Origin of the sequence: Nocardiopsis dassonvillei subsp. dassonvillei DSM 43111 (assembly GCF_000092985.1) — a bacterium.
Classification (GTDB): domain Bacteria; phylum Actinomycetota; class Actinomycetes; order Streptosporangiales; family Streptosporangiaceae; genus Nocardiopsis; species Nocardiopsis dassonvillei.
Window position 1 is genome coordinate 494271 of record NC_014210.1, and the last position, 22791, is coordinate 517061.

Annotated in this window: 23 protein-coding genes, 1 tRNA gene and 1 riboswitch; of the genes, 16 read left to right on the forward strand and 8 right to left on the reverse strand. The window is 72.8% G+C overall.

The window, feature by feature from the left end; genetic code table 11:
- The first annotated feature begins 83 nt into the window (after positions 1–83).
- The 4 genes from NDAS_RS02055 to NDAS_RS02070 all read left to right on the forward strand — a co-directional run bounded on the left by NDAS_RS02055 (position 84) and on the right by NDAS_RS02070 (position 5121).
- Positions 84–752, forward strand: coding sequence for a hypothetical protein (locus tag NDAS_RS02055; RefSeq protein WP_013151458.1), 669 nt, complete (start codon positions 84–86; stop codon positions 750–752).
- 139 nt (positions 753–891) lie between these two features.
- Positions 892–2220 (forward strand): M16 family metallopeptidase, encoded by a 1329-nt coding sequence (locus tag NDAS_RS02060; RefSeq protein WP_013151459.1) that lies wholly within the window; start codon positions 892–894, stop codon positions 2218–2220.
- Positions 2221–2262: 42 nt separating this feature from the next.
- Positions 2263–3612, forward strand: a complete 1350-nt coding sequence (locus NDAS_RS02065; RefSeq protein ID WP_013151460.1) for a M16 family metallopeptidase — start codon at positions 2263–2265, stop codon at positions 3610–3612.
- 252 nt (positions 3613–3864) lie between these two features.
- On the forward strand, positions 3865–5121 hold the full coding sequence (locus tag NDAS_RS02070) for a serine/threonine-protein kinase (RefSeq protein WP_013151461.1): 1257 nt from the start codon (positions 3865–3867) through the stop codon (positions 5119–5121).
- Between the two features lie 48 nt (positions 5122–5169).
- Here NDAS_RS02070 and NDAS_RS02075 read toward each other — a convergent pair.
- Together NDAS_RS02075 and bcp are read right to left on the reverse strand one after the other, a co-directional pair.
- A tRNA-Leu gene (locus NDAS_RS02075) sits at positions 5170–5244 on the reverse strand.
- A gap of 91 nt (positions 5245–5335) precedes the next feature.
- A complete protein-coding gene (gene bcp / locus NDAS_RS02080; RefSeq protein WP_013151462.1) occupies positions 5336–5818 on the reverse strand; it encodes a thioredoxin-dependent thiol peroxidase in 483 nt (160 codons plus the stop codon).
- Positions 5819–6130: 312 nt separating this feature from the next.
- Between bcp and NDAS_RS02085 the strand changes: the two genes are divergently transcribed.
- Complete coding sequence (locus tag NDAS_RS02085; protein WP_013151463.1) at positions 6131–7249, forward strand: CDP-alcohol phosphatidyltransferase family protein; 1119 nt, start codon at positions 6131–6133, stop codon at positions 7247–7249.
- A 15-nt stretch (positions 7250–7264) separates the two neighbouring features.
- Positions 7265–7663, forward strand: a complete 399-nt coding sequence (locus NDAS_RS02090) for a DUF3618 domain-containing protein (protein WP_013151464.1) — start codon at positions 7265–7267, stop codon at positions 7661–7663.
- 297 nt (positions 7664–7960) lie between these two features.
- Here NDAS_RS02090 and NDAS_RS02095 read toward each other — a convergent pair whose 3' ends face one another.
- The gene (locus tag NDAS_RS02095) at positions 7961–9187 is read right to left on the reverse strand and encodes an amino acid deaminase/aldolase (protein ID WP_041552230.1); all 1227 of its coding nucleotides are present in this window, start codon (positions 9185–9187) and stop codon (positions 7961–7963) included.
- A 178-nt stretch (positions 9188–9365) separates the two neighbouring features.
- On the opposite strand from NDAS_RS02095, the gene purU reads away from it, so the two are divergent.
- From purU to NDAS_RS02130, 8 genes are all read left to right on the forward strand, one after another.
- Entirely contained in the window at positions 9366–10253 is an 888-nt protein-coding gene (gene purU / locus NDAS_RS02100) for a formyltetrahydrofolate deformylase (protein ID WP_013151466.1), read from the forward strand.
- A gap of 684 nt (positions 10254–10937) precedes the next feature.
- Positions 10938–11408: an Asp23/Gls24 family envelope stress response protein gene (locus tag NDAS_RS02105; RefSeq protein WP_081461688.1), complete on the forward strand. Its 471-nt coding sequence runs from the start codon at positions 10938–10940 to the stop codon at positions 11406–11408.
- Positions 11408–11728, forward strand: a complete 321-nt coding sequence (locus NDAS_RS02110; protein WP_013151468.1) for a hypothetical protein — start codon at positions 11408–11410, stop codon at positions 11726–11728. Before NDAS_RS02105 ends, NDAS_RS02110 begins: the two co-directional genes overlap by 1 nt.
- Before the next feature lie 37 nt (positions 11729–11765).
- Positions 11766–11939 (forward strand): hypothetical protein, encoded by a 174-nt coding sequence (locus tag NDAS_RS28805; RefSeq protein ID WP_013151469.1) that lies wholly within the window; start codon positions 11766–11768, stop codon positions 11937–11939.
- Between the two features lie 17 nt (positions 11940–11956).
- Entirely contained in the window at positions 11957–12331 is a 375-nt protein-coding gene (locus tag NDAS_RS02115; RefSeq protein WP_013151470.1) for an Asp23/Gls24 family envelope stress response protein, read from the forward strand.
- Position 12332: 1 nt separating this feature from the next.
- Complete coding sequence (locus NDAS_RS02120) at positions 12333–12938, forward strand: DUF6286 domain-containing protein (protein WP_013151471.1); 606 nt, start codon at positions 12333–12335, stop codon at positions 12936–12938.
- Positions 12939–12940: 2 nt separating this feature from the next.
- Entirely contained in the window at positions 12941–13531 is a 591-nt protein-coding gene (locus NDAS_RS02125; RefSeq protein WP_013151472.1) for an alkaline shock response membrane anchor protein AmaP, read from the forward strand.
- A 43-nt stretch (positions 13532–13574) separates the two neighbouring features.
- The gene (locus NDAS_RS02130) at positions 13575–13976 is read left to right on the forward strand and encodes a VOC family protein (RefSeq protein WP_013151473.1); all 402 of its coding nucleotides are present in this window, start codon (positions 13575–13577) and stop codon (positions 13974–13976) included.
- A 44-nt stretch (positions 13977–14020) separates the two neighbouring features.
- Here the strand turns inward: NDAS_RS02130 and NDAS_RS02135 are convergent, their stop codons facing one another.
- A complete protein-coding gene (locus NDAS_RS02135; RefSeq protein ID WP_013151474.1) occupies positions 14021–15277 on the reverse strand; it encodes a metal-dependent hydrolase family protein in 1257 nt (418 codons plus the stop codon).
- A 121-nt stretch (positions 15278–15398) separates the two neighbouring features.
- Here NDAS_RS02135 and NDAS_RS02140 point away from each other — a divergent pair, with 121 nt between their 5' ends.
- Together NDAS_RS02140 and NDAS_RS02145 are read left to right on the forward strand one after the other, a co-directional pair.
- A complete protein-coding gene (locus NDAS_RS02140) occupies positions 15399–16232 on the forward strand; it encodes a MurR/RpiR family transcriptional regulator (protein WP_013151475.1) in 834 nt (277 codons plus the stop codon).
- A gap of 186 nt (positions 16233–16418) precedes the next feature.
- The gene (locus NDAS_RS02145; RefSeq protein ID WP_013151476.1) at positions 16419–17849 is read left to right on the forward strand and encodes a sodium:solute symporter family protein; all 1431 of its coding nucleotides are present in this window, start codon (positions 16419–16421) and stop codon (positions 17847–17849) included.
- Positions 17850–17944: 95 nt separating this feature from the next.
- Here NDAS_RS02145 and NDAS_RS02150 read toward each other — a convergent pair whose 3' ends face one another.
- The 4 genes from NDAS_RS02150 to gcvT form a co-directional block, all read right to left on the reverse strand.
- Positions 17945–19357, reverse strand: coding sequence for an L-serine ammonia-lyase (locus NDAS_RS02150; RefSeq protein ID WP_013151477.1), 1413 nt, complete (start codon positions 19355–19357; stop codon positions 17945–17947).
- A gap of 77 nt (positions 19358–19434) precedes the next feature.
- Positions 19435–20703, reverse strand: a complete 1269-nt coding sequence (gene glyA, locus NDAS_RS02155) for a serine hydroxymethyltransferase (RefSeq protein ID WP_013151478.1) — start codon at positions 20701–20703, stop codon at positions 19435–19437.
- A 7-nt stretch (positions 20704–20710) separates the two neighbouring features.
- Positions 20711–21091, reverse strand: coding sequence for a glycine cleavage system protein GcvH (gene gcvH, locus NDAS_RS02160; protein WP_013151479.1), 381 nt, complete (start codon positions 21089–21091; stop codon positions 20711–20713).
- A 158-nt stretch (positions 21092–21249) separates the two neighbouring features.
- The gene (gene gcvT, locus NDAS_RS02165) at positions 21250–22362 is read right to left on the reverse strand and encodes a glycine cleavage system aminomethyltransferase GcvT (RefSeq protein WP_041552235.1); all 1113 of its coding nucleotides are present in this window, start codon (positions 22360–22362) and stop codon (positions 21250–21252) included.
- A 144-nt stretch (positions 22363–22506) separates the two neighbouring features.
- A riboswitch (glycine riboswitch) is annotated at positions 22507–22608 on the reverse strand.
- Positions 22609–22791: the final 183 nt, after the last annotated feature.

Sequence of the window (22791 nt, forward strand, 5' to 3'; positions counted from 1 at the left end):
CGGGTTGAATCGGGCGATGCGGTCGTCGGGCGCGCTAGGGTCAACGGTGGTTCGAGCACGGGATCCACGAGAGGGACGACGGCATGGCGGGCATCCACGGGCGAGGGCGGCGGGCGCGCGCCGCACGCGTCGGCACGGGAACGGTCGCGGCTGCCGCGGCGCTGCTGCTCCTGTCGGCCTGCTCCGGAGGGAGCGAGGCCGAACTTCAGCTCGGCGAGAGCGGGCCCCTGCCCGCGGCGGAGCCCCCGGCGCCGGAGGAGTTCGCCACCGAGAGCATCGAGGGCGTGTCCCTGAAGGTCCCCGAGGGCTGGCAGACCCAGAACGAGGGCGGCGTGCTCTGCGTGAGCCCGCCCGGACAGGAGCCCTGCGGGTACGGCTCCGTGCAGTTGACCCCGCACGCGGCGGAGAACCACCCCCAGGGCTGGCCGGGCGAGGGTGAGGCGTTCAGCGAGGAGGGCGGCTGGGCCGCCGACACCGGCAGCTGCCGCAGCCTCAACACCGCCGCCTCCGGGGGCATCGGCGTGGAGGGGGCCGAGCTCGCGGTCTCCGACTTCACCGACCACGCCGACGGCCTCACCTCGCACCACTCGGTGTGGAACGTGGCGTGCGTCAACGGCGACACCTTCGAGGTGCGCATGTGGTTCCTGCCGGTCAGCGACGTCCTGCTCTACGTGTGGTCGGCCGACTCCCAGTACTCCGCCGTGTACGACGAGATCGCCCTGTCCATGGACACCAGCGAGTACCAGAGCTGACCGCCACGGTTTCGGTTCGACCGATTACCCGATCGGGTGTCCCCGGGGTCCGATGAGGCCGTAGGGTCGTACTCGTTACGACGACGGCCGCCCGCGCGGGCGGCGCGGTCGCAGGCGACGTGAATCGGGGGCAGCACTGGTGACCACCATCGGAGCGGCGGGACGTGTCGTTCAGTACACGCTCGACAACGGATTGCGTCTGGTGACCGCTGCGGCCTCCACGGGCCAGGTCGCCTCCGTGAACCTGTGGTACGGCGTGGGGTCCCGGCACGAGGTCCCCGGGCGCACGGGGTTCGCGCACCTCTTCGAGCACCTGATGTTCCAGGGCAGCGGCGGCGTCGCCAAGGGCGAGCACTTCGAGGAGGTCGAGAGGCTCGGCGGCGACATCAACGCCTCCACCTCGACCGACCGCACCAACTACTACGAGACGGTCCCCGAGCACGCCCTGGACCGGATCCTGTGGCTGGAGGCCGACCGGCTGGCGACCCTGCGCGAGGGCATGACCCAGGAGGTCCTGGACAACCAGCGCGACGTCGTCAAGAACGAGCGCCGCCAGCGCTACGACAACCAGCCCTACGGCACCGCCCTGGAGCGCATCCTGCGGCTGGCCTACCCCGAGGGCCACCCCTACCACCACCCGACCATCGGCTCCATGGCCGACCTGGACGCCGCCGACCTCGACTACGTCAAGTCGTTCCACAGGGCCCACTACGGTCCGGACAACTGCGTGCTCACCGTGGTCAGCGACCTCGACCCCGAGGACGTCCGGGGCCGCGTGGAGAAGTTCTTCGGTCCCATCCCGGCCCGCGAGAGCGTCCCCGAGGCGCCCGACGCCGCCCTGGAGGCCCCGCTGGGCGGCCCGGTCCGCGACGCGGTCACCGAGACCGTGCCCGCCGCCGGGGTGTTCCTCGGGTTCCGCGTCGCCCCCTACGGCGAGCGCGGGTTCGACGTCATGCACCTGGCCTCGGCCGTCCTGGGCCAGGGACAGGGCAGCCGCCTGTACCGCTCCCTGGTGGTGGACCGCCCCATCGCCGCCGACGACGGCGGCGGCGCCGCCGACATCCTGCCGTTCCGCTACACCGACAGCCTGATGCTGGTGAACATGCTCGCCCGCGAGGGCGTCAGCGGCGACGTTCTGGAGGAGGCCATGCGCGAGGAGATCGCCAAGCTGGCCGCCGGGATCACCGAGGAGGAGCTGGACCGGGCCCGCGCCGTCCTGGAGCGCGACCACCTCCAGTCCATCTCCAGCCCCTCCGGGCTCGCCGACAGCATCAGCAGCTGCACCCAGCTGTTCGACGACCCCGAGCTGGCCTACACCTGGCCCCGGCGCTGGGACGACATCACCGCCGAGGAGGTGCGGGCCGCCGCCGAGCGCGTGCTGGTCGACGACAACCTGCTCGTCGTCCGCTTCGACCCCGAGGAGTCCGGGGCCGCCGAGGCGGCCGGGGCCGACACCGTCGACGCCTGATCCGGGTTCCGTTACCGCAAGCCGCAGAAAGAGCCGCAGAGCATGCCGCACAAGTCGCGTCCGGACCTCGGTGCCGTAGCGTCCTACACCTTTCCCAAGCCCCGCCGCCTCACCGTCGGCGGCGGCACGGTCGTCGCCATCGACGTACCCGGCCAACAGCTCGTCTCCCTCCGCCTCGTGCACCCCCACGGCGGTGCCGCCGAGCCGCTCGACGCCATGGGCGTCAGTGCTCTGACCAGCGAGGTCCTGGAGGACGGTCCCAACGGCAACAGCTCCCTGGCGCCCGCCCTGGAGCGCCACGGCGCCGAGTGGGTCTCCCGCGTCAACTGGGACGCCTTCATCACCGGCCTGGACGCCCCCGCGGGCCGCCTGCCCGAGGCGGTGCGACTGTTCGCCGACGCGGTGCGCCGTCCCGCGCTGAACCCCGACGACGTCGTCCGCCGCCGCGACCAGCTGCTGGAGCGGTTCTGGCTGGAGGCGGCCTCGGCCAGCACCCTGGCCATGCGCAGCCTGGGCGGGCAGCTGTTCACCGGCCGCTACGCCACACCGCTCGCGGGCGGCCCGGTCAAGCTGGCCGACGTCACCCCCGAGACCGTGGCGGCCTTCCACGCCGACTCCGTCGCCTCGGTGGCCGGAACCCTCGTGGTCGTCGGCGACCTCACCGGGATCGACCTGGAGGACCTGGGCAAGACCGTGTTCGGCGACGCCGCCGCCGTGCGCGCGCCCGAGCCGACCGAGCCCGCCCCGCCGCCCGGGGAGCTGCCCCGCGTCCTGATCGTGGACCGGCCCGGCTCCGTGCAGTCCGCCCTGGTCATCGCGCACCGCGCCCCCTCCCGCTCGCAGGTGGACCTGCCGCGCGCCGAGGGCGTCAGCGAGGTCCTGGGCGGCATGTTCACCTCCCGGCTCAACCTGGAGCTGCGCGAGCGCCTGGGCTACACCTACGGCGCCGGGTCCCGCTTCGACCTGCGCCGCGACAGCGGGGTGTTCTTCATGTCCGCCCAGGTCGAGGCGGACACCACCGCCCACTCGGTCACCTCCTCGCTGGAGCAGGTCGCCAAGCTGCGCGAGTCGGGGGTCACCGAGGAGGAGCTGGCCGCCGTGCGCGACTCCAACACGGTGGGCCTGCCGGTCACCTACGCCACGGCGCGCGCCATGGCCGGGGCCCTGGTCGACATGGTGGTGCACGACCTGCCCGAGGACCACGTGGACCGCGTCCGGGCCGGGTACGAGAGGCTCACCAAGGAGTCCCTGGACAGCGCCGCCACCGAGTACCTGCGCCCCGAGGAGTCGGTCGTGGTGGTCGTCGGCGACGCCGAGCGCCTGCGCCAGCCGCTCACCGACACCGGGGTCGGCCCGGTCGAGGTGCGCACCCCCGACTCGCTCTGGACCTGAGGCCGACGGGTGCGCGGGCGGTCCGCCCGCGCACCCGCGCCACCCCGGCCAACAGGCACGGGAGTCTCATAATGAGACCTACGTCACTGCATGCTCGGGTCGTCGTCGGACATAACGAAAGCGAACCTATGTGTCCGTGATGTGGCAACCACCAGCATGGATCCGGCGTCCTGCTGGTATAACGAGTGATCCGTGCACCTACGTGGTGACAGCGACCGCAATGCTCCCGCAGGAGGCCACCATGGCCGGTGAATGGACCCGTGGATAACCGTGTCCTCCCTAGAGAACCCCCACACGCAGCGCCCCGAGGCGTCGCGCTCCTCCGCACGGGCGGAGGCGGCCGACGCCGCCGAACCCCGTCCCGAGGGACGCCTGCTCAAGGGGCGCTACCAGTTGGTGTCGGAGATCGCCCGCGGCGGTGTCGGCACGGTCTGGCGCGCCACCGACCTGGTCATCGACCGCGAGGTGGCCGTCAAGGAGCTGCGCCTGCCCGCGGACCTGAGCCGCTCCGAGCGCGAGTCGCTCCTGCAGCGCACCACCCGTGAGGCCCGCGTCGCCGGACGCCTCACCCACCCCAGCCTGGTCACCGTCCTGGACGTCGTGGACGAGGACGACCGCCCCTGGATCGTCATGGAGCTGGTGGAGGCCTCCACCCTGGAGGAACTCATCCAGGTGGGCGGCCCGCTGCCCTACCAGCGCGTGGCCGAGATCGGCCTCCAGCTCATCGACGCCCTCAAGGTCGCGCACGCCGAGGGCATCGTGCACCGCGACGTCAAGCCCGACAACGTGATGATCAGCCAGGCCGGTCGGGTCGTGCTCACCGACTTCGGGCTGGCCGCCTGGAACGGCGAGTCGGCGCTGAGCGCGTCCGGGCGCATCATCGGCTCCCCGGCCTACATCCCGCCGGAGCGGGCCAAGGCCGGCCCGGTGGGACCCGAGTCCGACCTGTGGTCCCTGGGCGCCACCCTGTACGCGGCGGTGGAGGGGCACCCTCCCTACGACCGCAAGGGCTACATCAAGATCCTGCGCCAGGAGCAGCTGGACGAGCCCGCCGAGGCCGCCAGCGCGGGCCCGCTGGCGCCGGTGCTGGCCGGTCTGCTCCGGGTGGAGCCCTCGGAGCGGTTGACCGCCGAGAACGCCACCAAGATGCTGCGGATCGCCGCTCTGGCGCCGTGGGCGCCCGAGACGAGCCCGGAGACGGCCGCGCAGGGCACCGCCACGCCGGCCGAGCCCCGTCCCGAGGGCGAGGAGCGCGAGTCGGCCCGCGAGCACTTCAAGGCGGGCGCGCACGTGCTGGCGGAGTCCATCAACGAGCGGCTGAGCAACAGCCCCGAGGCGATGAACTCGATCATGACCTCGATCCGCGAGTCCACGGACACGCTGGGGCTGACCAGTTCGGGCAAGCACGCCGAGCGCAGCCGCCTGCCCGCGGTGGCCACCATCGCCGCGGTCTCCCTCGGCGTCCTGGTGCTGCTCGCGGTCATGCTCTGGGCGCTGCTCGGCCGCTAGCGCCGCCGCGGCGGGACCCTCCGCGCGGGCTGAGCGGGGTGGGATGGGTGGGGCCGGCGGGATTCGAACCCGCACTGTACAGCACCTAAAGCTGCCGTCTCCTGCCAGTTGGACTACGGCCCCTCGCGGACAACTGTACCGGTGCCGGGCGCGGGGCCCGGCCGCGGCGTGCACACGGGCCCGCCGCGCCCGGGGGCCGCCCCCGGCACCCGTGTCACAGGCCCAGTTCCCTCTTGATCCGGTCGACGTGGCCGGTGGCCTTCACGTTGTAGAAGGCCTTCTCCACCCGGCCGTCGGTGCCCACGACGACGGTGGAGCGGATGACGCCCTGCACGACGCGGCCGTAGTTCTTCTTCTCGCCGAAGGCGCCGTAGGCGCGCAGGGTGTCCTTGCCCGGGTCGCCCAGGAGCGGGAAGGTCAGACCCTCCTTGTCGCGGAACCTGGCCAGCTTGTCGCTCGTGTCCGGGGACACGCCCAGGACGGTGAGGCCCGCGGAGTCGAAGTCGCGCAGGTTGTCGCGGAAGTCGCAGGCCTGCGTGGTGCACCCGGGGGTCATGGCCGCCGGGTAGAAGTACAGGACGACGCGCTTGCCGGTGGAGGCCAGCACCTCGCTCAGGGTGACGGGCTTGCCGTCGGCGTCGTCGAGGGTGAAGTCGGGTGCCTGGTCGCCGGGCTCCAGGCGGATCGGGTCGCTCACGTGGTGTCCCCCTTGGGTTCGCGGGCGGGGCGCCGCCCCGCCGACTCTCGCCCTCACCCTAACCACACCCGCCTTCCGGTGCCCCGTGAGTCGACGCTTCGCGGGCTGTGCCAGGCTGGGGGTACGGTGTTCGGTTGCGATTCCGGTTCGGTTCGCCCGCATCCGGAGTGACCAGCGACGCGATCACCTATTGTTGACCGCACTCGTCCCGTCGTTCGGCCCCGGCGACGTCCGCCGCGCACCGGGGACGCCGCGTCGGCGGCGCCCGGCGGGCCGGAACACACCCGCTTCGCTTGGAGAGTATTGGCGACGATGCCTGGATTCACACTCGACGAGGTCAGGGCCCGGACCCTCAAGGAGCGCGACTCCTGGTGGACGGTCTACCTCGTGGACCCCATCGCGGTCCGGCTCGTGCGCCTGGTGGCCAACCGCACCTCGATCACACCCAACCAGCTGACGGTGGTCGCGCTCTTCCTGGGGCTCGGCGCGGCCGTCTGCTTCTCGCTGGGCTACCGCCACTTCCTGGCGCTGGGCACGCTGCTGTACCTGCTGTCCTTCCTGATGGACTGCACGGACGGCAAGCTGGCCCGGCTCACCGGATCGGAGTCGCTGTTCGGGTCGTGGATGGACTACGTCTCCGACCGGTTCCGGGTGCTGGTGTGCGTGGTCGCCCTGATGGGCGGGCAGTACGTCGTCGCCGAGAACGCCGAGGGCGACGGGCCGGTGTGGTTCGTGTGGCTGGCCCTGGCCGTGGTGTTCCTGGACATGCTGCGCTACCTCAACGCGCTCCAGGTGTACAAGGTCCGCAGGGAGATGCGCTCGCACCTGGCCGCCGCCCTGGAGAGGGCCCGCGCCACCCTGTCGATGCTGGAGCCGGAGGAGGACGACACCGGCTCGGCCACCGGCGCGGGCGGGCGGACGATGAGCGACGGCGGCGAGCAGGCGGTGCTGCGCCACGGCATCGGCGTGCTGGAGCAGATCCTGCACAGCCAGAACGAGCGCGAGGCCCGCAACCAGCGCACGGCGGGCAAGCAGCCCGACCTCACCCTGCCCAAGGTGGACCTGCACCAGGAGTTCCGCAACCGCTTCCCCTGGTACCAGCGGTTCTGGTCGGCCCTCAACGCCAGACGGGTCAGGACGCACCTGGTGGGCGGCATCGAGTTCCAGATGTCGGTGTTCGTGATCGCGCCGCTGGCGGCCGCCGTGTTCGGCGCGCCGTCCCTTATCGGGTGGATCACCGCTGTGGCGGGTGTTTTGCTCCTCGCCTTCGAGATCGCCATCATCTATAAACTGTGGTTGTCCACGCGGGACTTCTTCCGCGTGGTCGACGGAATCGACAGCGCGCTGAGATTCTCCGGTCCGTCCGACGGCGCGGAGGAAGGGAGCCGGGACACCGGCTCGGACACGGGTTCTCAGACGACCCTGCGCTAGTGGAGAGAGGCACCCATGACGGGACGTGACACCGAACCGCGCCTGACCCCGGCGGACGTCGTCGCCGAGATCAACCGCGAACAGCGCCAGCTCGCCGAGACCCTGGACGAGTTGAGCGTGCAGGCCCGGCCCGCCAACATCGCCCGCAAGCAGATGGAGAGGGTCCGCGAACGCGGTGCCCGGATCGTGGACGAGGCGCGCGCCCTGGTGGTCGGGGGCGGCGCGGTGCGCGTGGAGAGCCACCCGGTGGAGCCCGAGGAGGGCAGCATCGTCGTCAAGGGCGACGGCCACGTCGTCACCACCTACCAGTCGCGCGGTCAGCTCCCCCCGGAGGCGCTGCTGCTCGCGGTCGGCGTCGGGGCGGTCGTCGCGGTGGGCGTGGTGGCCTGGGCGGTGCACCGCAGGAGGAAGTAGCGCCGGAGCGGCGCACGTTCGGAGGGGTCCGCGTCAGCGGGCCCCTCCGTGTGTGCGGCGACCGTCGGGCCGGGCGTCCAGGGGGCGCTGGGGCGGTGTCCGGCACGGGCCGCGGGCCACGCGCGGGCCCCGGGGCGCCGCCTGTTTCCCCCGCGGGAGTGCCGCCGGCTTCAGCCGGTGGGTGGATCGCGGGCGCCAGGACGTGGGGCCCGCGCCGCCAGGCGGGCTTTGAGGCGTGGACCACCGGCGGGCGGGTTCCGTCAGCTGGCTTCTCCCGCCTTCAGGCGGGGGAGGAGGTCAAAGGAAGGTCTGGCCCTCGCCCCGGTAGGTGGGCACGGCGCCCGCGTACTCGCCGGTGTCGGAGTCCACCAGGTGCAGGGTGTCGAAGCGCTCGCACAGTTCTCCCGCCTTGGCGTGGCGCATCCACACCCGGTCGCCGACGGACAGGCCGTCGGCCGCGGCGCCGAGCAGGGGCGTCTGCACCTCGCCCGCGCCCTCGTTGACGCTGTAGGAGAGCCCGGCGGGCAGGTGGGGGAGCGGGGCGCGGTGGGCGTTCACGGGGCCCGAGGCGGGGTAGCCGCCGCCCAGGGCGGTGGCCACGCCCGGTCCGGGCCGGCGCACGACGGGGAGCGCGAACAGGGCGGCGGGGCGTCCGCCGAAGGAGCGGTAGTGGTCGAACAGGTGCGGGTGGTAGAGCCCCGAGCCCGCCGCCAGCTCGGTCACGGCCCTCTCCCGGCCGGTGGTGTGCAGGCTGCCGGTGCCGCCGCCGTTGACGAAGCGCAGGTCGGCGACCTCCCTGACGGCGTGGACGATGGCGGCGCGGCGCTTGGCCAGCTCCACGGCCGAGCGGCGCTGGACGGCGCGCAGGAGGCGTCCGTAGAGCGGTCTGCCGGGCGGGGCGTCGCCCACCCCGGCGATCTGGCCCTCGTAGGCCATGATCCCGTCCAGCTCCAGTCCGGGGCGGGCCGCGACCGCGCGGGCGAACGCGGCGGCCTGGGCCGGGGTGCGCACGGGGGAGCGGTAGGTGCCCACGCGCAGGCGCGGTCCCACGGGCTGCCAGCTGGTGTCGACGTCCAGGCACACCCGGACCGGCGGGGCGTCGGGGCCGCGGGATTCGGCGGCGTCGGCGACGGCGGCGCCGATCAGGTCCAGGTGCGCGGTGTCGTCCACCATCAGGGTGATCGCGCGGGCGGCGCGGGGGTCGCGCACGAGCCTGGCCAGGGCCTGGCGGTCGACGGTGGGGTAGGCGACGAGGACGTCGTCGCTGAGGGGGCGGTCGCCGGTGGCCAGCCAGAGGGCCTCGGGCAGGGTGAAGGCCATGACGCCCGCGTAGCCGGGCAGGGCGAGGACGGTGCGCAGCAGTTCGCGGCTGCGCACGGACTTGCTGGCGATCCGGATGGGCCTGCCGTGGGCGCGGCGGGTCAGGTCGGCCGCGTTGGAGCGCAGGGCGGCGAGGTCGACGAGGGCGAAGGGGGCTTCGAGTCCGCGTGTGGCGGACTCGTACGTTTCGCGCAGACTTGTCATGTCCTGAGCATGCCAGAACATGAATGTCTTTCATATTCTCGGCGGAAAAGGGGACCCGGTACCCCCGTGGCGGGCGGTCCGCGGACGACCTCGCGACAACCGGCCCCCGGTGTCGCGGGGGCGATACCCTGGGGTGTCACGGCTGATCAGCCGTCCGACCCCGGGAGTGGTTCTTTCCATGAGTGAGCGTGAGTACGTCCTGACCCTTTCGTGCCCCGACAGCCGGGGCATCGTCGCCGCTGTGGCCAACCTGCTGTCCGACCACGGTTGCAACATCACCGAGAGTCAGCAGTACGGCGACCACTACACGGGGCGCTTCTTCCTGCGGATGCAGTTCGTGGCGGAGCGGGGCGGCGACGGCGTGGTGGGGGAGGACGTCCTGCGCGGCGCCTTCGCGGCGCTGGCGGGCGACTTCGGCGGCCGGGGCGGCGACGCGTTCGTGGAGTGGACCCTCAACCCCCGCGACGTGCGCCCGCGCATGATCGTGATGGTGTCCAAGTTCGGCCACTGCCTCAACGACCTGCTCTACCGCCAGCGCAGCGGCCTGCTGGACGCCGACATCGCCGCCGTGGTCTCCAACCACCCCGACCTGGAGTTCCTGGCCGACTCCTACGGCGTGGACTTCCACCACCTGCCGGTCACGGCCGGGAGTAAGAAGGAGCAGGAGGCGCGCCTGCTGGAGCTGGTCGACTCCTACGACGTGGACCTGGTAGTCCTGGCGCGCTACATGCAGGTGCTCTCCGAGCAGCTGTGCGCCAAGATGTCCGGCCGGATCATCAACATCCACCACTCCTTCCTGCCCAGCTTCAAGGGCGCCCGGCCCTACCACCAGGCCCACGCGCGCGGTGTGAAGCTGATCGGCGCGACCGCCCACTACGTCACCGCCGACCTCGACGAGGGCCCGATCATCGAGCAGGAGGTGTCCCGGGTGGACCACACGCACAGCCCGGAGCAGCTCACGGCGATCGGCCGGGACCTGGAGTCGGTGGCGCTGGCGCGCGCGGTCAACTGGCACGCGCAGCGCCGCGTACTGCTCAACGGGGACAAGACGGTCATCTTCGGCTGAGCCGGACGCCCGCCGCGCGGCGGCGGGGTGCGGTCCGCGCACGGGGGCCGGATCATCAACATCCCCACTCCTTCCTGCCCAGGTTCAAGGCCCCCCGGCCCTCCACCAAGCCCACCCGCGGGTGGAAACTGATCGGGCCCCGCCCCATACTCACCGCCAACTTCAAGAGGCCCCATCATGAACAGAAGTGTTCCCGGTTGCCAAACCCACAACCCGGAGAGCTCAAGGGATTCGCCGGGACCGGAGTCGGTGGCGCTGGCGCCGCGCGTCAACTGGCACGCGCAACCCGCGTATGCTCAACGGGGACAAGACGGTCATCTTCGGCTGAGCCGGACGCCCCCGCGCGGCGGCGGGGTGCGGTCCGCGCACGGGGGCGCCCGAGGGCGCCCCCGTGCGTTTTCCTGCCCCGACCAGATCCTCGACGCTGTTTTGGGTCGGAGATGGGACTGACCTTGCCCGTTCCGACCAGGAAAAATTACTCACAGTGCTTTGTCGGATACAGTGTGTATGTATATGGTGTGGTCAGTTCGACATCCTTCCGGCCAGGACACGGGCCCGGGTTTCGGTCCGGCCCTCTGGGAGGGCACATCCGCCGGGAAGACGCGGGGAGCGGTCCGGGGGCGCCTTCGGCGCCGCGACCGTCCGTGCGGCCCGCACACTGCGTAGGGGGACCCAGTGACGGACATGAGAACCGAGACCAAGGTGCCGGGAGCCCGCGAGTCGGGCCGGACCAGCCGGGGGGACTCCTCGCGCGATGAGGGCGGGCGCACCCAGATCGCGGACGGCGTGGTCGCCAAGATCGCCGGCATGGCCGCGCGTGAGATCGGCGGCGTCCACGCCATGGGCGGCGGGACCGCGCGTGCGGTCGGCGCGGTCAGGGACGTGGTGACCCGGGGCGGCGACAGCGGCTCGGTCGCGCGGGGCGTCTCGGTCGAGGTGGGTGAGCGCCAGGCCGCCGTCGACATCGACCTGGTCGTCGAGTACGGAGCCGCCATCCAGGACCTGGCCGCGGCCGTGCGCCGCAACGTCACCTCGGCGGTGGAGCGCATGACCGGGCTGGAGGTCACCGAGATCAACATCCGGGTGGACGACATCCACCTGCCCGACGACGACCGCGGCGAGGACGACGGCGAGTCCGCGCCCCGGGTGCAGTGATGGCGGCCGCCGACGGGGACCCGGGCGAGGTCGCCCGGCGCCTGGTGCGGGAGGCCGAGCGCTTCCCGGACGTGGTGGAGCTGTCCTCGGGGGGTTTCGGCACGCTGACCACGCCCGTCCCCGGAGGACGGGTCCTGGGGGTGGCGGTACGCGACGACAGCGTCGAGGTCGGCGTCGTGGTCCGGTTCGGGCGGCCCCTGCCGGAGATCGCCGCCGAGCTGCGCCGCGGCCTGACCCCGGTCGCCGGGGGCCGTACCGTCCACGTGTCCGTGGAGGACGTGGTCGCGGGACTGCGGGACGGCGCCCGTACGGGTGGTTGAGCAGGCAGCATCGGGTGCTGGACAAGAGGGGGAAGCCATGTGGCCCATCGTCGGACTGTCCTACGGGACGGTACTGGGTCTTGCCGCCGCGTTCGGCGGGTTCACGGCCTTCGCGCTGGTCCTGATCCTGGGGCTCGCGGGGTTCGTCGCCGGTCGGGCGATGGAGGGCGAGATCGACCTCACCGCGATGTTCTCGCGGCGCTCCGCCTGAGATGTGAGGGAGCGGACGTGGCCGGAGTGCGGACCAGTACGGTTCCCCGACAGAGGGAACGCCCGGGCGACGAGGTCGCCCGGGAGCGGAGCGGGGGCGGGGGAGGACGCGACCCCGGCGGCCGCACCGTCATCGAACCCGGTGTGGTCGAGAAGGCGGCCGCGCGTGCGGTCCGCGAGGTCCCCGGCGCCCTCCCCGCCCGGTCGCGCACGGCGCGGGCCCGGGTGAGCGGCGAGGTCGTGCTGCTCAGGCTGAGGGTCGGCGTCCGCTACCCGCACTCGGTGCGCGAGGTCGCCGCACGGGTGCGCGGGCACGTCGGGCGGCGGATCGAGCAGATCACCGGAAAGCGGGTCCACCACATCGACATCGAGATCGCGGAGTTGGTGCGCTGACATGACCACCGTGGAAGAGGTGCTCGGACGCCCCGACCAGGGCGTCGACCGCCGGGCCAGGCGGGTGGCCGTCCACACGTTCCGTCCGCGGCGGTCCTGGCCCGCGGTGATCACGGGCTTCGTGATCCTCCTCGTGGCCGTCGTGGCCGCCGCCGAGGTGATCTCGGCCCTGGCGGGAAGCCCGCTGGGGCTGATCCCGGTCGGCGCGGCCAGCGGGTACGCGGCGACCACGACCTGGTCGATGCCGTCGGTGCAGATCGCCTCGGCGGTCCTGGCGCTGATCGGGCTGGCCCTGATCGTGGCAGCCCTGGCCCCCGGACGGGGGCGCTGGACGGCCCTGCGCACCGACGACCCCGCCCTGGTGGTGGGGCTGACCCGGCCCGCGCTGCGCCGGGCGGTGGCCGCCGCGGCCGAGGGCGTCAGCGGCGTCGACGGCGTGCACGTGACGGTGCGCGGCAACAGGATCCGGGTGCACGCGCGCACCGGGATGCGCGGGTCGGCGGGGCTGCCCGCCGAGGTGACCGCGGCAGTGGAGCGGCGGTTGGAGGAGCTGGCGCCGCTGCGCAGCATGCGGATCGCCACCCACGTGCGGTACGCGGAGGGTTGACCATGGCTGGTGACAGGTCGCGCAGGTCGGCGCGGGGAAACCGGTGGGGGCTGGCGGTCGTGGGGGCGGTGCTGCTCGTCGCCGGGCTGGCGTCGCTGGCCGCCGGGCGCGGCCTGTTCGGCGGGGGAGCGGCCGACAGCGCCCTGCTCGGCCCCGGGGCCCGGGAGGCGCTCGACCAGCAGTGGGTGCCCTACGCGGTGGTCGCGGTGGCCTTCGTCGCCGGTTTCCTGGCCCTGCGCTGGCTGATGTCCCAGGGGCTCAACGACACGGTGGGGCGCCTGGTCCTGGAGCGCGGGGAGCAGGGGCGGGTGGAGATGTCCGAGAACGTGGCCCGCGGGGCCCTGGAGCAGGAGGTCGCCGACTACCCGGGCGTGCGCCGCGCCCGCGCGAGGCTGACCGAGTCCGCCGAGGCGCCGCACCTGCGCCTGGCGCTGACCCTGGACGACGACGCGGACGTGGCCGGGGTGTGGCGGCGGGTGAGCTCGGAGGCGCTGGCGAACCTGCGCCGGGCGCTGGACCTGGAGCAGGTCCCGGCCGTCGTGCGGATGTCGATGACGGCACCTGCCAAGAACCCGCGGCGCAGCCTGGCCTGAGCCGTTGCCGCCGATTGTCGGTGCCTGCTGTTAGCTTCGCCACATGACTCGAACGACTTTCGTGAACCTGCCCGTCAAGAGCGTCGACGCCACCCGGGAGTTCTTCAGCGCGCTGGGCTTCGGCTACGACGAGGCCTTCTCCGACGACAGGGCGCTGTGCATGGTCGTCAGCGACACCTCGCGCGTCCTGTTCCTGTCCGAACCCTTCTTCGCGGAGTTCACGCCCTCGGGGATAGCCGACACCTCCGCGGGCGCGGAGGTGATCACCTGCCTGAGCGCCGACAGCCGTGAGGACGTGGACCGGATCGCCGAGGCCGCCGCCGTGGCCGGGGCGACCCACGCCAGGACCACCGAGCACACCGGCATGTACTCGCGCTCCTTCGCCGACCCCGACGGCCACCTGTGGGAGTTCCTGTACATGGACGCGACCGCCACCATCTCCTGAGCGACGGCGGGCGCGGGCCCCGGGGCCCGCGCCCGCCGGCCGCGTCAGCGCACGGCGTCGCGCTCGTGGCGGATCCGGCCGTCGCGCAGCACGGTGCGCACGCTCGTCTCCGGCGAGGCCAGGACCCCGATGTCGGTGAGCGGGTCGCCGTCGACCACGACGAGGTCGGCCCGCGCCCCGTCGCGCAGGGTTCCGACGACCCCCTCCAGCCCCAGCAGGCGGGCGGCGTTGACGGTGGCGGCGCGCAGCACGTCCGCGGCGGGCTGGACCCGGCCGCGGATGGCGAACTCCTGGCTCTGGCGGTCCTGCATGCCGCCGAGCAGGTCGCTGCCGAAGACCAGGTTCACCCCGGCCTCGTGGGCCATGCGCAGGGCGTCCAGCCCCCGGTCGAGCACGGTGTCCACCTTGGCCTGGCTGGCCGCGGGCAGCCCGTTGGCGGCCCCCTGCCGGGAGAGTTCCTGGTAGGTGACCAGGGTGGGCACCAGGTAGGCGTCGTGCTCCAGGAACAGCTCGATGCTGCTCTCGTCGATGAGGTTGCCGTGCTCGATGCAGCGCACGCCGAGGCGGAGCCCGCGGTTGACGGCGCGGGCGGTGTAGGCGTGGCCGGTCACGTAGCGGTTGGCCGCCTCGGCCTCCTCCACCACGGCCCGGATCTCGTCCTCGGAGGACTGGGTGGAGTCGATGCGGTCGGTGGGGGAGGCGACGCCGCCCGAGAGCATGATCTTGAGGTGGTGGGCTCCGGTGCGCAGCTGCTCGCGGGCCGCGCGGCGGAACTCCACGGGCCCGTCGCAGACGATGCCCGCGCCGGGGCAGCAGGCGTGGGTGTCGTTGCCCTGGCGGCCGGGCGTGCGGAAGTCGCCGTGGCCGCCGGTCTGCGACAGCGCCTTGCCGCCGAACATGAGCCGGGGGCCGTCGACGAGCCCCTCCTCGACCGCCCTGGCCAGCCCCCAGTCGCCCCCGGCGACGTCGCGGACGGTGGTGAAGCCGCGCCTGAGCATGTCGCCCAGGGACCGTCCCGCGTAGCTGGCGATGTAGGCGGGCGACTGGTCCATCGCGGCGCCGAGGTCGGCGCTGAAGGCGGTCGGGTGCACGTGGGCGTCGATCAGGCCCGGCATGAGGGTGGCCCCCGCCACGTCCACGGTCGGCACCCGCGGTCCCACCTCGGGCGGGGTTCCCCGGCCGCTGCCCGCGACGAGGCCGTCCCGCACCAGGAGCCAGGAGCCGGGGGTCCTCGTGCCCGCCTCGGGGTCGAGCAGCCCGGCGCCCGTGAAGAGGATGTGCGGTTCTGACTGGCGGGTCATGGATACCTCCGTCGGGGTTCGCGTTGTTGCAATATATGTTGCACCACGGGGAGGGGGCCACCCCGAGGGGGTGGTATCGCTTGGGGTGCGGCGCGGTCCGGGGCGCCGGGACGGAGGGGTGATGGCGGACTGGATCGAGGCAGCGCTCGGCGGCGGACGCCTGGGCCGCGCGGCCGAGCGCGTGGTCAGGGTGCTGCGGGACGAGCCGAGGTTCGCCTCCTACGCGAGCACCGCCGAGCTCGCCGAGCGGGCCGGGGTCAACGTCGCCACGGTCGTGCGGGCCGCGCAGGCCCTGGGGTTCACCGGCTGGCCCGCCCTGCGCGTCGAACTGCGCTCGCGCTACCTGGCCTCGCTCAGCGCCGGAGAGGTCCTGGCAGAACACGCCGGGTCCGACGCCGACCCCGTGCGCGAGGCCTTCCGCGCCGACCGCGAGGGGCTGCGCGACCTGGAGCGGACCCTGGACCCCGCCCGGGTGCGCGCCCTGGCGGGCGCGGTGCACGGGGCGCGCCGGACGCGGGTGGTGGGTTCGGGCACCTTCGCGGCGCCGGGCGTGCAGCTCGCGCACGCCGCGGGGATCATGGGCTACGACGTGGAGCGCCTGGAGCTGGGCGGAACCGGCCTGGTCAGCGCGCTGGCGCGGATGGGCCCCGGCGACCTGTTGCTGGCGTGCGACCTGTGGCGGCTCCCGGTCGCGCTGCGCTCGGCGGCGCGGGTGGCCCGTGAGCGGTCGGTGCCGGTCGCGGTGATCACCGACCGCAGGGACTCCCCGCTGGCGGAGGGGGCGGCGCACGTGCTGCTGGTGCCCAGCGAGGGTGTGGGCATGTTCCCCTCGCTCACCCCGGTGATGGCGGTCGTCCACGCGGTGCTGGCCGAGCTGGCCCGCCTCGGCGGGGACGAGGTGCTGGCCGCGGTGCGCGACACGGAGCGGCTCTGGGAGAGCACGGAGCTCTTCTGAGCGACGCCGGGGGGAACGACCTGGGAAGACGCGGTGACACGACTGTGACGTGATCAGGGTCACGTTCGCTGCAATAAGTGTTGCATTTCACGCGGCGGGGCTGCTTACATGGCCCGGTCGGGCCGCCCCGCGGGCGGTCCCTCCTGTGCACGTCCCCCGAACCCAACCTCGCCGCGAAGGTGGCCCATGCAGACGACCCATCTCGTGATCCTCGCCGTGTACATCCTGGCCATGATCGGGATCGCCCTCTACTTCGTGCGCTCGGGCAGGCTGCGCGGCGGTGACGACTTCCTGTTCGCCGGACGCAGCCTCCCCCGCCCGGTCATGATCGCCACCATGCTGGTCACCTGGGTCGGCTCGGGCACCATCATCGGCGGCGCCAACTTCGCCTACACCTACGGCCCGACGGCCGGGATGGTCTTCTTCGCGGGGACGCCGCTGGGCATCCTGGTCCTGCTCCTGGCGGCCCGCCGGATCCGCCGGGCGTCCCGGCACACCATCCCCGAACTGCTGGAGGTGCGCTTCGGCATCGGGGTGCGCACCGTCGCCGCCGTGGTCACCACCATCGCCTTCCTGGGGCTGACCGCCTCGCAGTTCGTCGGCGGCGGATACGTCGTCAGCCTGGTCACGCCGCTGTCCGCCACTCAGGGCACCGTGCTCATCGCGGTCGTCGTGACGCTGCTGACCGTCACCGGAGGCCTGTTCTCGGTCGCCTACACCGACTTCGTCTCGGCCATCCTCATCCTGCTCAGCCTGTTCGTGTCGGTGCCGTTGGTGTTCGCCGCGATCGGCGGCCCCGGCGCCTACTGGGACGGCCTTCCCGAGCAGGCGACCACCTTCAGCGGCGGACTCACCGCCCTGCAGCTGCTCGGCTACTTCCTGCCGCTCTTCCTGCTCCTGCTCGCCGACCAGAACATGTACCAGCGCCTGGCCGCGGCCAAGGACGAGCGCGAGGCGCGCTCCTCCACCCTGGGCATGTTCGTGGGCAGCTTCTTCGTCTTCGTGCCCGTCGTGCTGCTCGCCACCTGCGCCGCCATCCTCATGCCCGGCATCAACGGCGACATGGCGGTGCTGAGCCTGGCCTCCGAGGGCTACCTCCCGGTGGTGCTGGGCGGTCTGATCCTGGCCGGGGCGGTCGCCTTCGTCATCACGACCGGGTCCTCGTACATGCTCTCCTGCGCCTCCAACGTCGCCTACGACCTGTACGCCCGCTTCGCCGGGGACGGTGTGGACGAGCGCCGCAAGCTCGTGGTCCAGCGCCTGTCGGTCCTGGGCATCGCGCTCGCGGGCCTGGCGCTGAGCCTGTTCTTCCCGACCGTGCTGGAGCTGCAGATGTACTCCTACACGGTCTACGGCGCCGCGATCACCCCGGTGGTCCTGTCGGTGCTGTTCTGGAAGCGCGCGACCACCGCGGGCGCCGTCGCGGCGCTGGTGGTCGGCGCGGCCACCACCATCGGCTGGCAGATCGCCGGGACCCCGGGCGGCCTCAACGCGGTCATCGTCGCCCTGCCCGCCGCCCTGGTCGCGCTCGTCGTGGCCAGCCTGGTCACCAAGGCCCCCGACCCCGCGCGGGTGGCCGCGGCCGAGGAGCCCGCGCCCACCGGAACCGACGCCTGACACACGCGGGGACCGCTCCCGACCGGGCGCGGTCCCCGTACTCTCTCCCCGCGCCCCGGCGGGCGGCCACGTCGGCCGCGAGGAAGACGGATCCCTCAGCACTCGATGACGTTGACGGCCAGGCCGCCGCGCGAGGTCTCCTTGTACTTGTCCATCATGTCGCGGCCCGTGTCGCGCATGGTCCGGATGACCTTGTCCAGCGACACGAAGTGGCTGCCGTCGCCGCGCAGCGCGATGCGCGCGGCGCTGATCGCCTTCACCGAGGCCAGCGCGTTGCGCTCGATGCACGGCACCTGCACCAGGCCGCCGATGGGGTCGCAGGTCAGCCCCAGGTTGTGCTCCATGGCGATCTCGGCGGCGTTCTCCACCTGCGCGGGGGTGCCGCCCAGCACCTCGGCCAGCCCGGCGGCGGCCATCGAGGAGGCCGAACCCACCTCGCCCTGGCAGCCCACCTCGGCACCCGAGATCGACGCGTTCTGCTTGAACAGGATGCCCACGGCCCCCGCGGTCAGCAGGAACCGCACCACGCCCTCGTCGCCCGCGCCCGGGCTGAAGTGCAGGTAGTAGTGCAGCACGGCGGGCACGATGCCCGCGGCCCCGTTGGTCGGCGCGGTCACCACACGGCCGCCCGCGGCGTTCTCCTCGTTCACGGCCAGCGCGTAGAGCGTGATCCAGTCGCTGCCGCGCATGGGGTCGGAGTCCACCCCCGTCGGCGCCAGCAGGCCCGACTCGTCGCAGTTGCCGCCCAGCTGCCGGTACAGGCGGTGCGCCCGCCGGGGCACCTTCAGCCCGCCGGGCAGGCTGCCCTCGGTGGTCACCCCGCGGCGCACGCACTGGCGCATCGCCTCCCACAGCACGAGCAGCTCGGCCCTGATCCGCTCGGGGGAGCGCCCGAACGCCTGCTCGTTGGCGAGCATCACCGCGCTGATCGACATCCCGGTGTCGGCGCAGATGCCCAGCAGCTCCTCGGCGCTGGAGAAGGGGTGGGGCACCCGGGTGTCGTCGGCCTTGATCCGGTCCGCGCCCGCCGCGCGCTCGTCCACGACGAACCCGCCGCCCACCGAGTAGTACACCTTCGCCGCCAGTTCGGCGCCGGAGGAGTCCAGCGCCACGAACCGCATCCCGTTGGGGTGGTCGGGCAGGCTCTCCCTGCGGCGGAAGTCCACGTCCACGGCCGGGTCGAAGGCCACCGGCGGCCCCTCGGGCCCGCCCGGGTACAGGGTCCGCTCCCGGCGCACCCCCTCCACCAGTTCGGGCACCGCGTCCACGTCCACGTGCTCGGGGGTGTGCCCCATCAGCCCCAGGACCACCGCGCGGTCGCTGCCGTGCCCCTTGCCGGTGAGCGCCAGGGAGCCGTACAGCTCCGCGCGCACGCGGGCCACGCCGTCGAGCAGGCCCTCCTCGCGCAGTCCGGCCACGAACGTGCGCGCGGCCTTCATCGGCCCGACCGTGTGCGAGCTGGACGGTCCGATTCCGATCTTGAACAGGTCGAACACGCTGATGGCCATGGCTGTCCTCCTCGTCGAGTACAGGGCCCGGGCATGGGATCGCCGTGCGGGGCCGCCCGGCCCCGCACGGCGCGGCTCTACAGGTTCGGGTAGAGCGGGTACTTCGCGGTCAGCGCCTGGACCCGGCCGCGCAGCGCGGCCTCGTCGAACTCCGGCTTGAGCGCCTCGGCGATGACGTCCGCGACCTCGGCGAAGTCCTCGTCGCCGAAACCGCGGGTGGCCAGCGCCGGGGTGCCGATCCGCAGACCGGAGGTGACCATCGGCGGGCGCGGGTCGTTGGGCACCGCGTTGCGGTTGACCGTGATCCCGATCGAGTGCAGGCGGTCCTCGGCCTCCTGGCCGTTGAGCTCGGAGTTCACCAGGTCCACCAGGACCAGGTGCACGTCCGTGCCCCCCGAGAGCACCTTCACGCCGACCTCGGCCGCGTCCGGCCGCGTCAGCCGCTCGGCGAGCAGCCTGGCGCCCGAGACCGTGCGGCGCTGGCGGTCGGCGAACTCCTCGCCCGCGGCGACCTTGAGGGCCACCGCCTTGGCCGCGATCACGTGCTCCAGCGGCCCGCCCTGCATGCCGGGGAACACCGCGGAGTTGATCTTCTTGCCCAGCTCGGCCTTGGCCAGGATCATGCCGCCGCGCGGGCCGCCCAGGGTCTTGTGCGTGGTCGTGGTGACCACGTCGGCGTGCGGCACCGGGTTGGGGTGCAGCCCCGCCGCGACCAGACCGGCGAAGTGCGCCATGTCCACCATCAGGAGCGCGCCGACCGAGTCCGCGATCTTGCGGAAGCGGGCGAAGTCCAGCTGGCGCGGGTAGGCCGACCACCCGGCGACGATCATCTTGGGCCGGTGCTCCTCGGCGAGCGCCTCGACCTCGTCGTAGTCGACGGTGCCGTCCTCGTCGCGCACGTGGTAGGCCACCGCGTTGAGGATCTTGCCGGAGTAGTTGATCTTCATGCCGTGGGTCAGGTGGCCGCCGTGGGCCAGGTCCAGGCCCAGGATGGTGTCACCCGGCTTGAGCAGCGCGAAGTACACGGCCGTGTTGGCCTGCGCGCCCGAGTGCGGCTGCACGTTGGCGTGCTCGGCGCCGAACAGCGCCTTGGCGCGGTCGATGGCGAGCTGCTCGACGACGTCGACGTGCTCGCACCCGCCGTAGTAGCGGCGGCCCGGGTACCCTTCCGCGTACTTGTTGGTCAGGACGGTGCCCTGGGCCTCGATCACCGCCTGGGGGGCGAAGTTCTCCGAGGCGATCATCTCCAGGGTGTCGCGCTGGCGGGCCAGCTCCGCGTCGACCGCGGCCGCCACCTCGGGGTCCAGTTCGCCCAGCGTCTGGTTGAGCGTGTTGTCAGTAGCCATCGGGGGCCTACTCCTCGCCTTCGGTCAGCTTGGTGTACTCCTCGGCGGAGAGAAGGTCGGTGGGCTCCTCGGAGATCCGGGCCCTGAACAGCCAACCGTCCTCGAAGGGCGAGGAGTTGATGGTCTCGGGCTCGTTCTCCAGGATCGCGTTGACCTCGGTGACCTCACCGCTCACGGGCGAGTAGACGTCGCTGACGGACTTGGTGGACTCCACCTCGCCGCACGGCTCGTCCGCGGTCACCTCGCTGCCGACCTCGGGCACCTCGACGTAGACGATGTCGCCCAGGGACTCGGCGGCGAACGAGGTGATCCCGACGGTGGCGATCCCGTCCTCGACCACGACCCACTCGTGTTTGGCGGTGTAACCCAGCTCCGTGGGAACGCTCACTTCAACTCTCCTTGGAGGTGTTCCATTTTCCTGCCGCGCGCCCGTACGGCTGCCCGGCCCGGCCTACGCCCGGTCGCGCCCCGTGCGTGCGGGTCCCCTGTGTGGGGATCCCGCCGCGCCGGGGCGTGCGGGCCTTCGGGGTGTGAAGGCCCCTGCTCCTACGACTGCCGCTTGTAGAACGGCAGCTCGACCACGTCGACGTCCTCGCCCCGCCCGCGCACGTCCACGGTGAACGCGCCGGTCGAGGTGTCGAGGTCGCCGTCCACGTAGGCCATGGCGATGGGGCGGCCCAGGGTGGGCGAGGGCGCGCCGCTGGTGATGGTTCCGACGGGGGTGCCGTCGCGCAGGACCTCCTGGCCCTGGCGCAGCGGGCGGCGCCCGCGCGCGACGAGGCCGATGAGGCGGCGGGGGCGGGAGGAGCGGGAGGCCTCCTCCAGGGCCGCGCGGCCCACGAAGTCGCCCTTGTCGAACTTCACGACCCGGCCCAGACCGGCGTCGAAGGGGGTGAGGTCGGCGGTCAGCTCCTGCCCGTACAGCGGCATCCCGGCCTCCATGCGCAGGGTGTCGCGCGCGGAGAGCCCGGCGGGGACGAGGCCGTGCCGCTCACCCTCGGCCATGAGGGCATCCCACACCTTGGGGGCCCTGTCCGCGGGGCTGACGAAGATCTCGAAGCCGTCCTCACCGGTGTAGCCGGTACGGGCGAGCAGGACGGGCTCGCCGGCGACGGTGTGCTCGTACCCGGCGTAGTAGCGGATGCCGTCCAGGTCGGCGTCGGTCAGCGGAGCCAGGACGTCGACGGCGCGGGGCCCCTGGACGGCGATCAGCGCGTACTCGGCCGACTCGTCGCGGACCTCGACGTCGAAGCCCGCGGCCCGCTCGGCCAGGGCCGGGGCGACGACCGCGGTGTTGGCGGCGTTGGCCACGACGAGGTACTCGTCCTCGCGGAGCCGGTAGACGATGAGGTCGTCCAGGACACCGCCGTCCTCGGCGGTGATCATGGAGTAGCGGGCGCGCCCCACCTTGACCTGGGACAGGTGGCCGACCAGCGCGTGGTCGAGTGCCTGGGCGGCCTGCGGGCCGGTCAGCCGGATCTCGCCCATGTGGGAGAGGTCGAACAGGCCCGCGGCCTCGCGCACCGCACGGTGCTCGGCGGTCTCGCTGCCGTAGCGCAGCGGCATGAGCCACCCGGCGAAGTCGACGAGGGTGGCGCCGGCCTTCTCGTGGACCTCGCGCAGCGCTGTCGCGCGCGGCGCGGATGCGGCATCTGACATGGGCACTCCCGAGAGGATGGGCGTCGTGACGTGCGTGGCGTTGCCATCCTCCCCCTCTGTCATCTGTGCCTGAGAGCTTCGCCGCGCGCTCGGCGCGGCTTGCACCTTCGGCGAGGGACGGCTGTCCCTGCTTTCCAGAGTGGTCTCGCCCGTACGGTCCGCTGTGCCTGAGAGGTTGTCTTCGGGGAGGGATTGCTCCTTCGGCGGCCCGCGCTGGATACGCGGGCACTCTCCCGTACGGGGTCAGCAACACGTTCAGCCTAGCAGCGGCCGTGAACGGCGCCCAAGGGTGCCCGGTGCCGCGCGGGAGCTCCCGCGCGGCACCCGTGAGCGGCGCCGTCGCGCGCCGTCCGCGCCGTGTCCGCCGCGCCCCCTCCGGTCTTCGACACTCCGTCCGCCTCCACCCTGGAGCGGGAACGCGGGGATTAG

Excerpts from the sequence above, each read along its gene's own strand:
- NDAS_RS02055 (WP_013151458.1), top strand. The coding sequence starts at position 84 with ATGGCGGGCATCCACGGGCGAGGGCGGCGGGCGCGCGCCGCACGCGTC.
- NDAS_RS02065 (WP_013151460.1), top strand. The coding sequence starts at position 2,263 with ATGCCGCACAAGTCGCGTCCGGACCTCGGTGCCGTAGCGTCCTACACC.
- NDAS_RS02070 (WP_013151461.1), top strand. The coding sequence starts at position 3,865 with ATGGACCCGTGGATAACCGTGTCCTCCCTAGAGAACCCCCACACGCAG.
- NDAS_RS02085 (WP_013151463.1), top strand. The coding sequence starts at position 6,131 with ATGCCTGGATTCACACTCGACGAGGTCAGGGCCCGGACCCTCAAGGAG.
- NDAS_RS02090 (WP_013151464.1), top strand. The coding sequence starts at position 7,265 with ATGACGGGACGTGACACCGAACCGCGCCTGACCCCGGCGGACGTCGTC.
- NDAS_RS02095 (WP_041552230.1), bottom strand. The coding sequence starts at position 9,187 with ATGACAAGTCTGCGCGAAACGTACGAGTCCGCCACACGCGGACTCGAA.
- purU (WP_013151466.1), top strand. The coding sequence starts at position 9,366 with ATGAGTGAGCGTGAGTACGTCCTGACCCTTTCGTGCCCCGACAGCCGG.
- NDAS_RS02105 (WP_081461688.1), top strand. The coding sequence starts at position 10,938 with ATGAGAACCGAGACCAAGGTGCCGGGAGCCCGCGAGTCGGGCCGGACC.
- NDAS_RS02110 (WP_013151468.1), top strand. The coding sequence starts at position 11,408 with ATGGCGGCCGCCGACGGGGACCCGGGCGAGGTCGCCCGGCGCCTGGTG.
- NDAS_RS28805 (WP_013151469.1), top strand. The coding sequence starts at position 11,766 with ATGTGGCCCATCGTCGGACTGTCCTACGGGACGGTACTGGGTCTTGCC.
- NDAS_RS02120 (WP_013151471.1), top strand. The coding sequence starts at position 12,333 with ATGACCACCGTGGAAGAGGTGCTCGGACGCCCCGACCAGGGCGTCGAC.
- NDAS_RS02125 (WP_013151472.1), top strand. The coding sequence starts at position 12,941 with ATGGCTGGTGACAGGTCGCGCAGGTCGGCGCGGGGAAACCGGTGGGGG.
- NDAS_RS02130 (WP_013151473.1), top strand. The coding sequence starts at position 13,575 with ATGACTCGAACGACTTTCGTGAACCTGCCCGTCAAGAGCGTCGACGCC.
- NDAS_RS02135 (WP_013151474.1), bottom strand. The coding sequence starts at position 15,277 with ATGACCCGCCAGTCAGAACCGCACATCCTCTTCACGGGCGCCGGGCTG.
- NDAS_RS02140 (WP_013151475.1), top strand. The coding sequence starts at position 15,399 with ATGGCGGACTGGATCGAGGCAGCGCTCGGCGGCGGACGCCTGGGCCGC.
- NDAS_RS02145 (WP_013151476.1), top strand. The coding sequence starts at position 16,419 with ATGCAGACGACCCATCTCGTGATCCTCGCCGTGTACATCCTGGCCATG.
- NDAS_RS02150 (WP_013151477.1), bottom strand. The coding sequence starts at position 19,357 with ATGGCCATCAGCGTGTTCGACCTGTTCAAGATCGGAATCGGACCGTCC.
- glyA (WP_013151478.1), bottom strand. The coding sequence starts at position 20,703 with ATGGCTACTGACAACACGCTCAACCAGACGCTGGGCGAACTGGACCCC.
- gcvT (WP_041552235.1), bottom strand. The coding sequence starts at position 22,362 with ATGTCAGATGCCGCATCCGCGCCGCGCGCGACAGCGCTGCGCGAGGTC.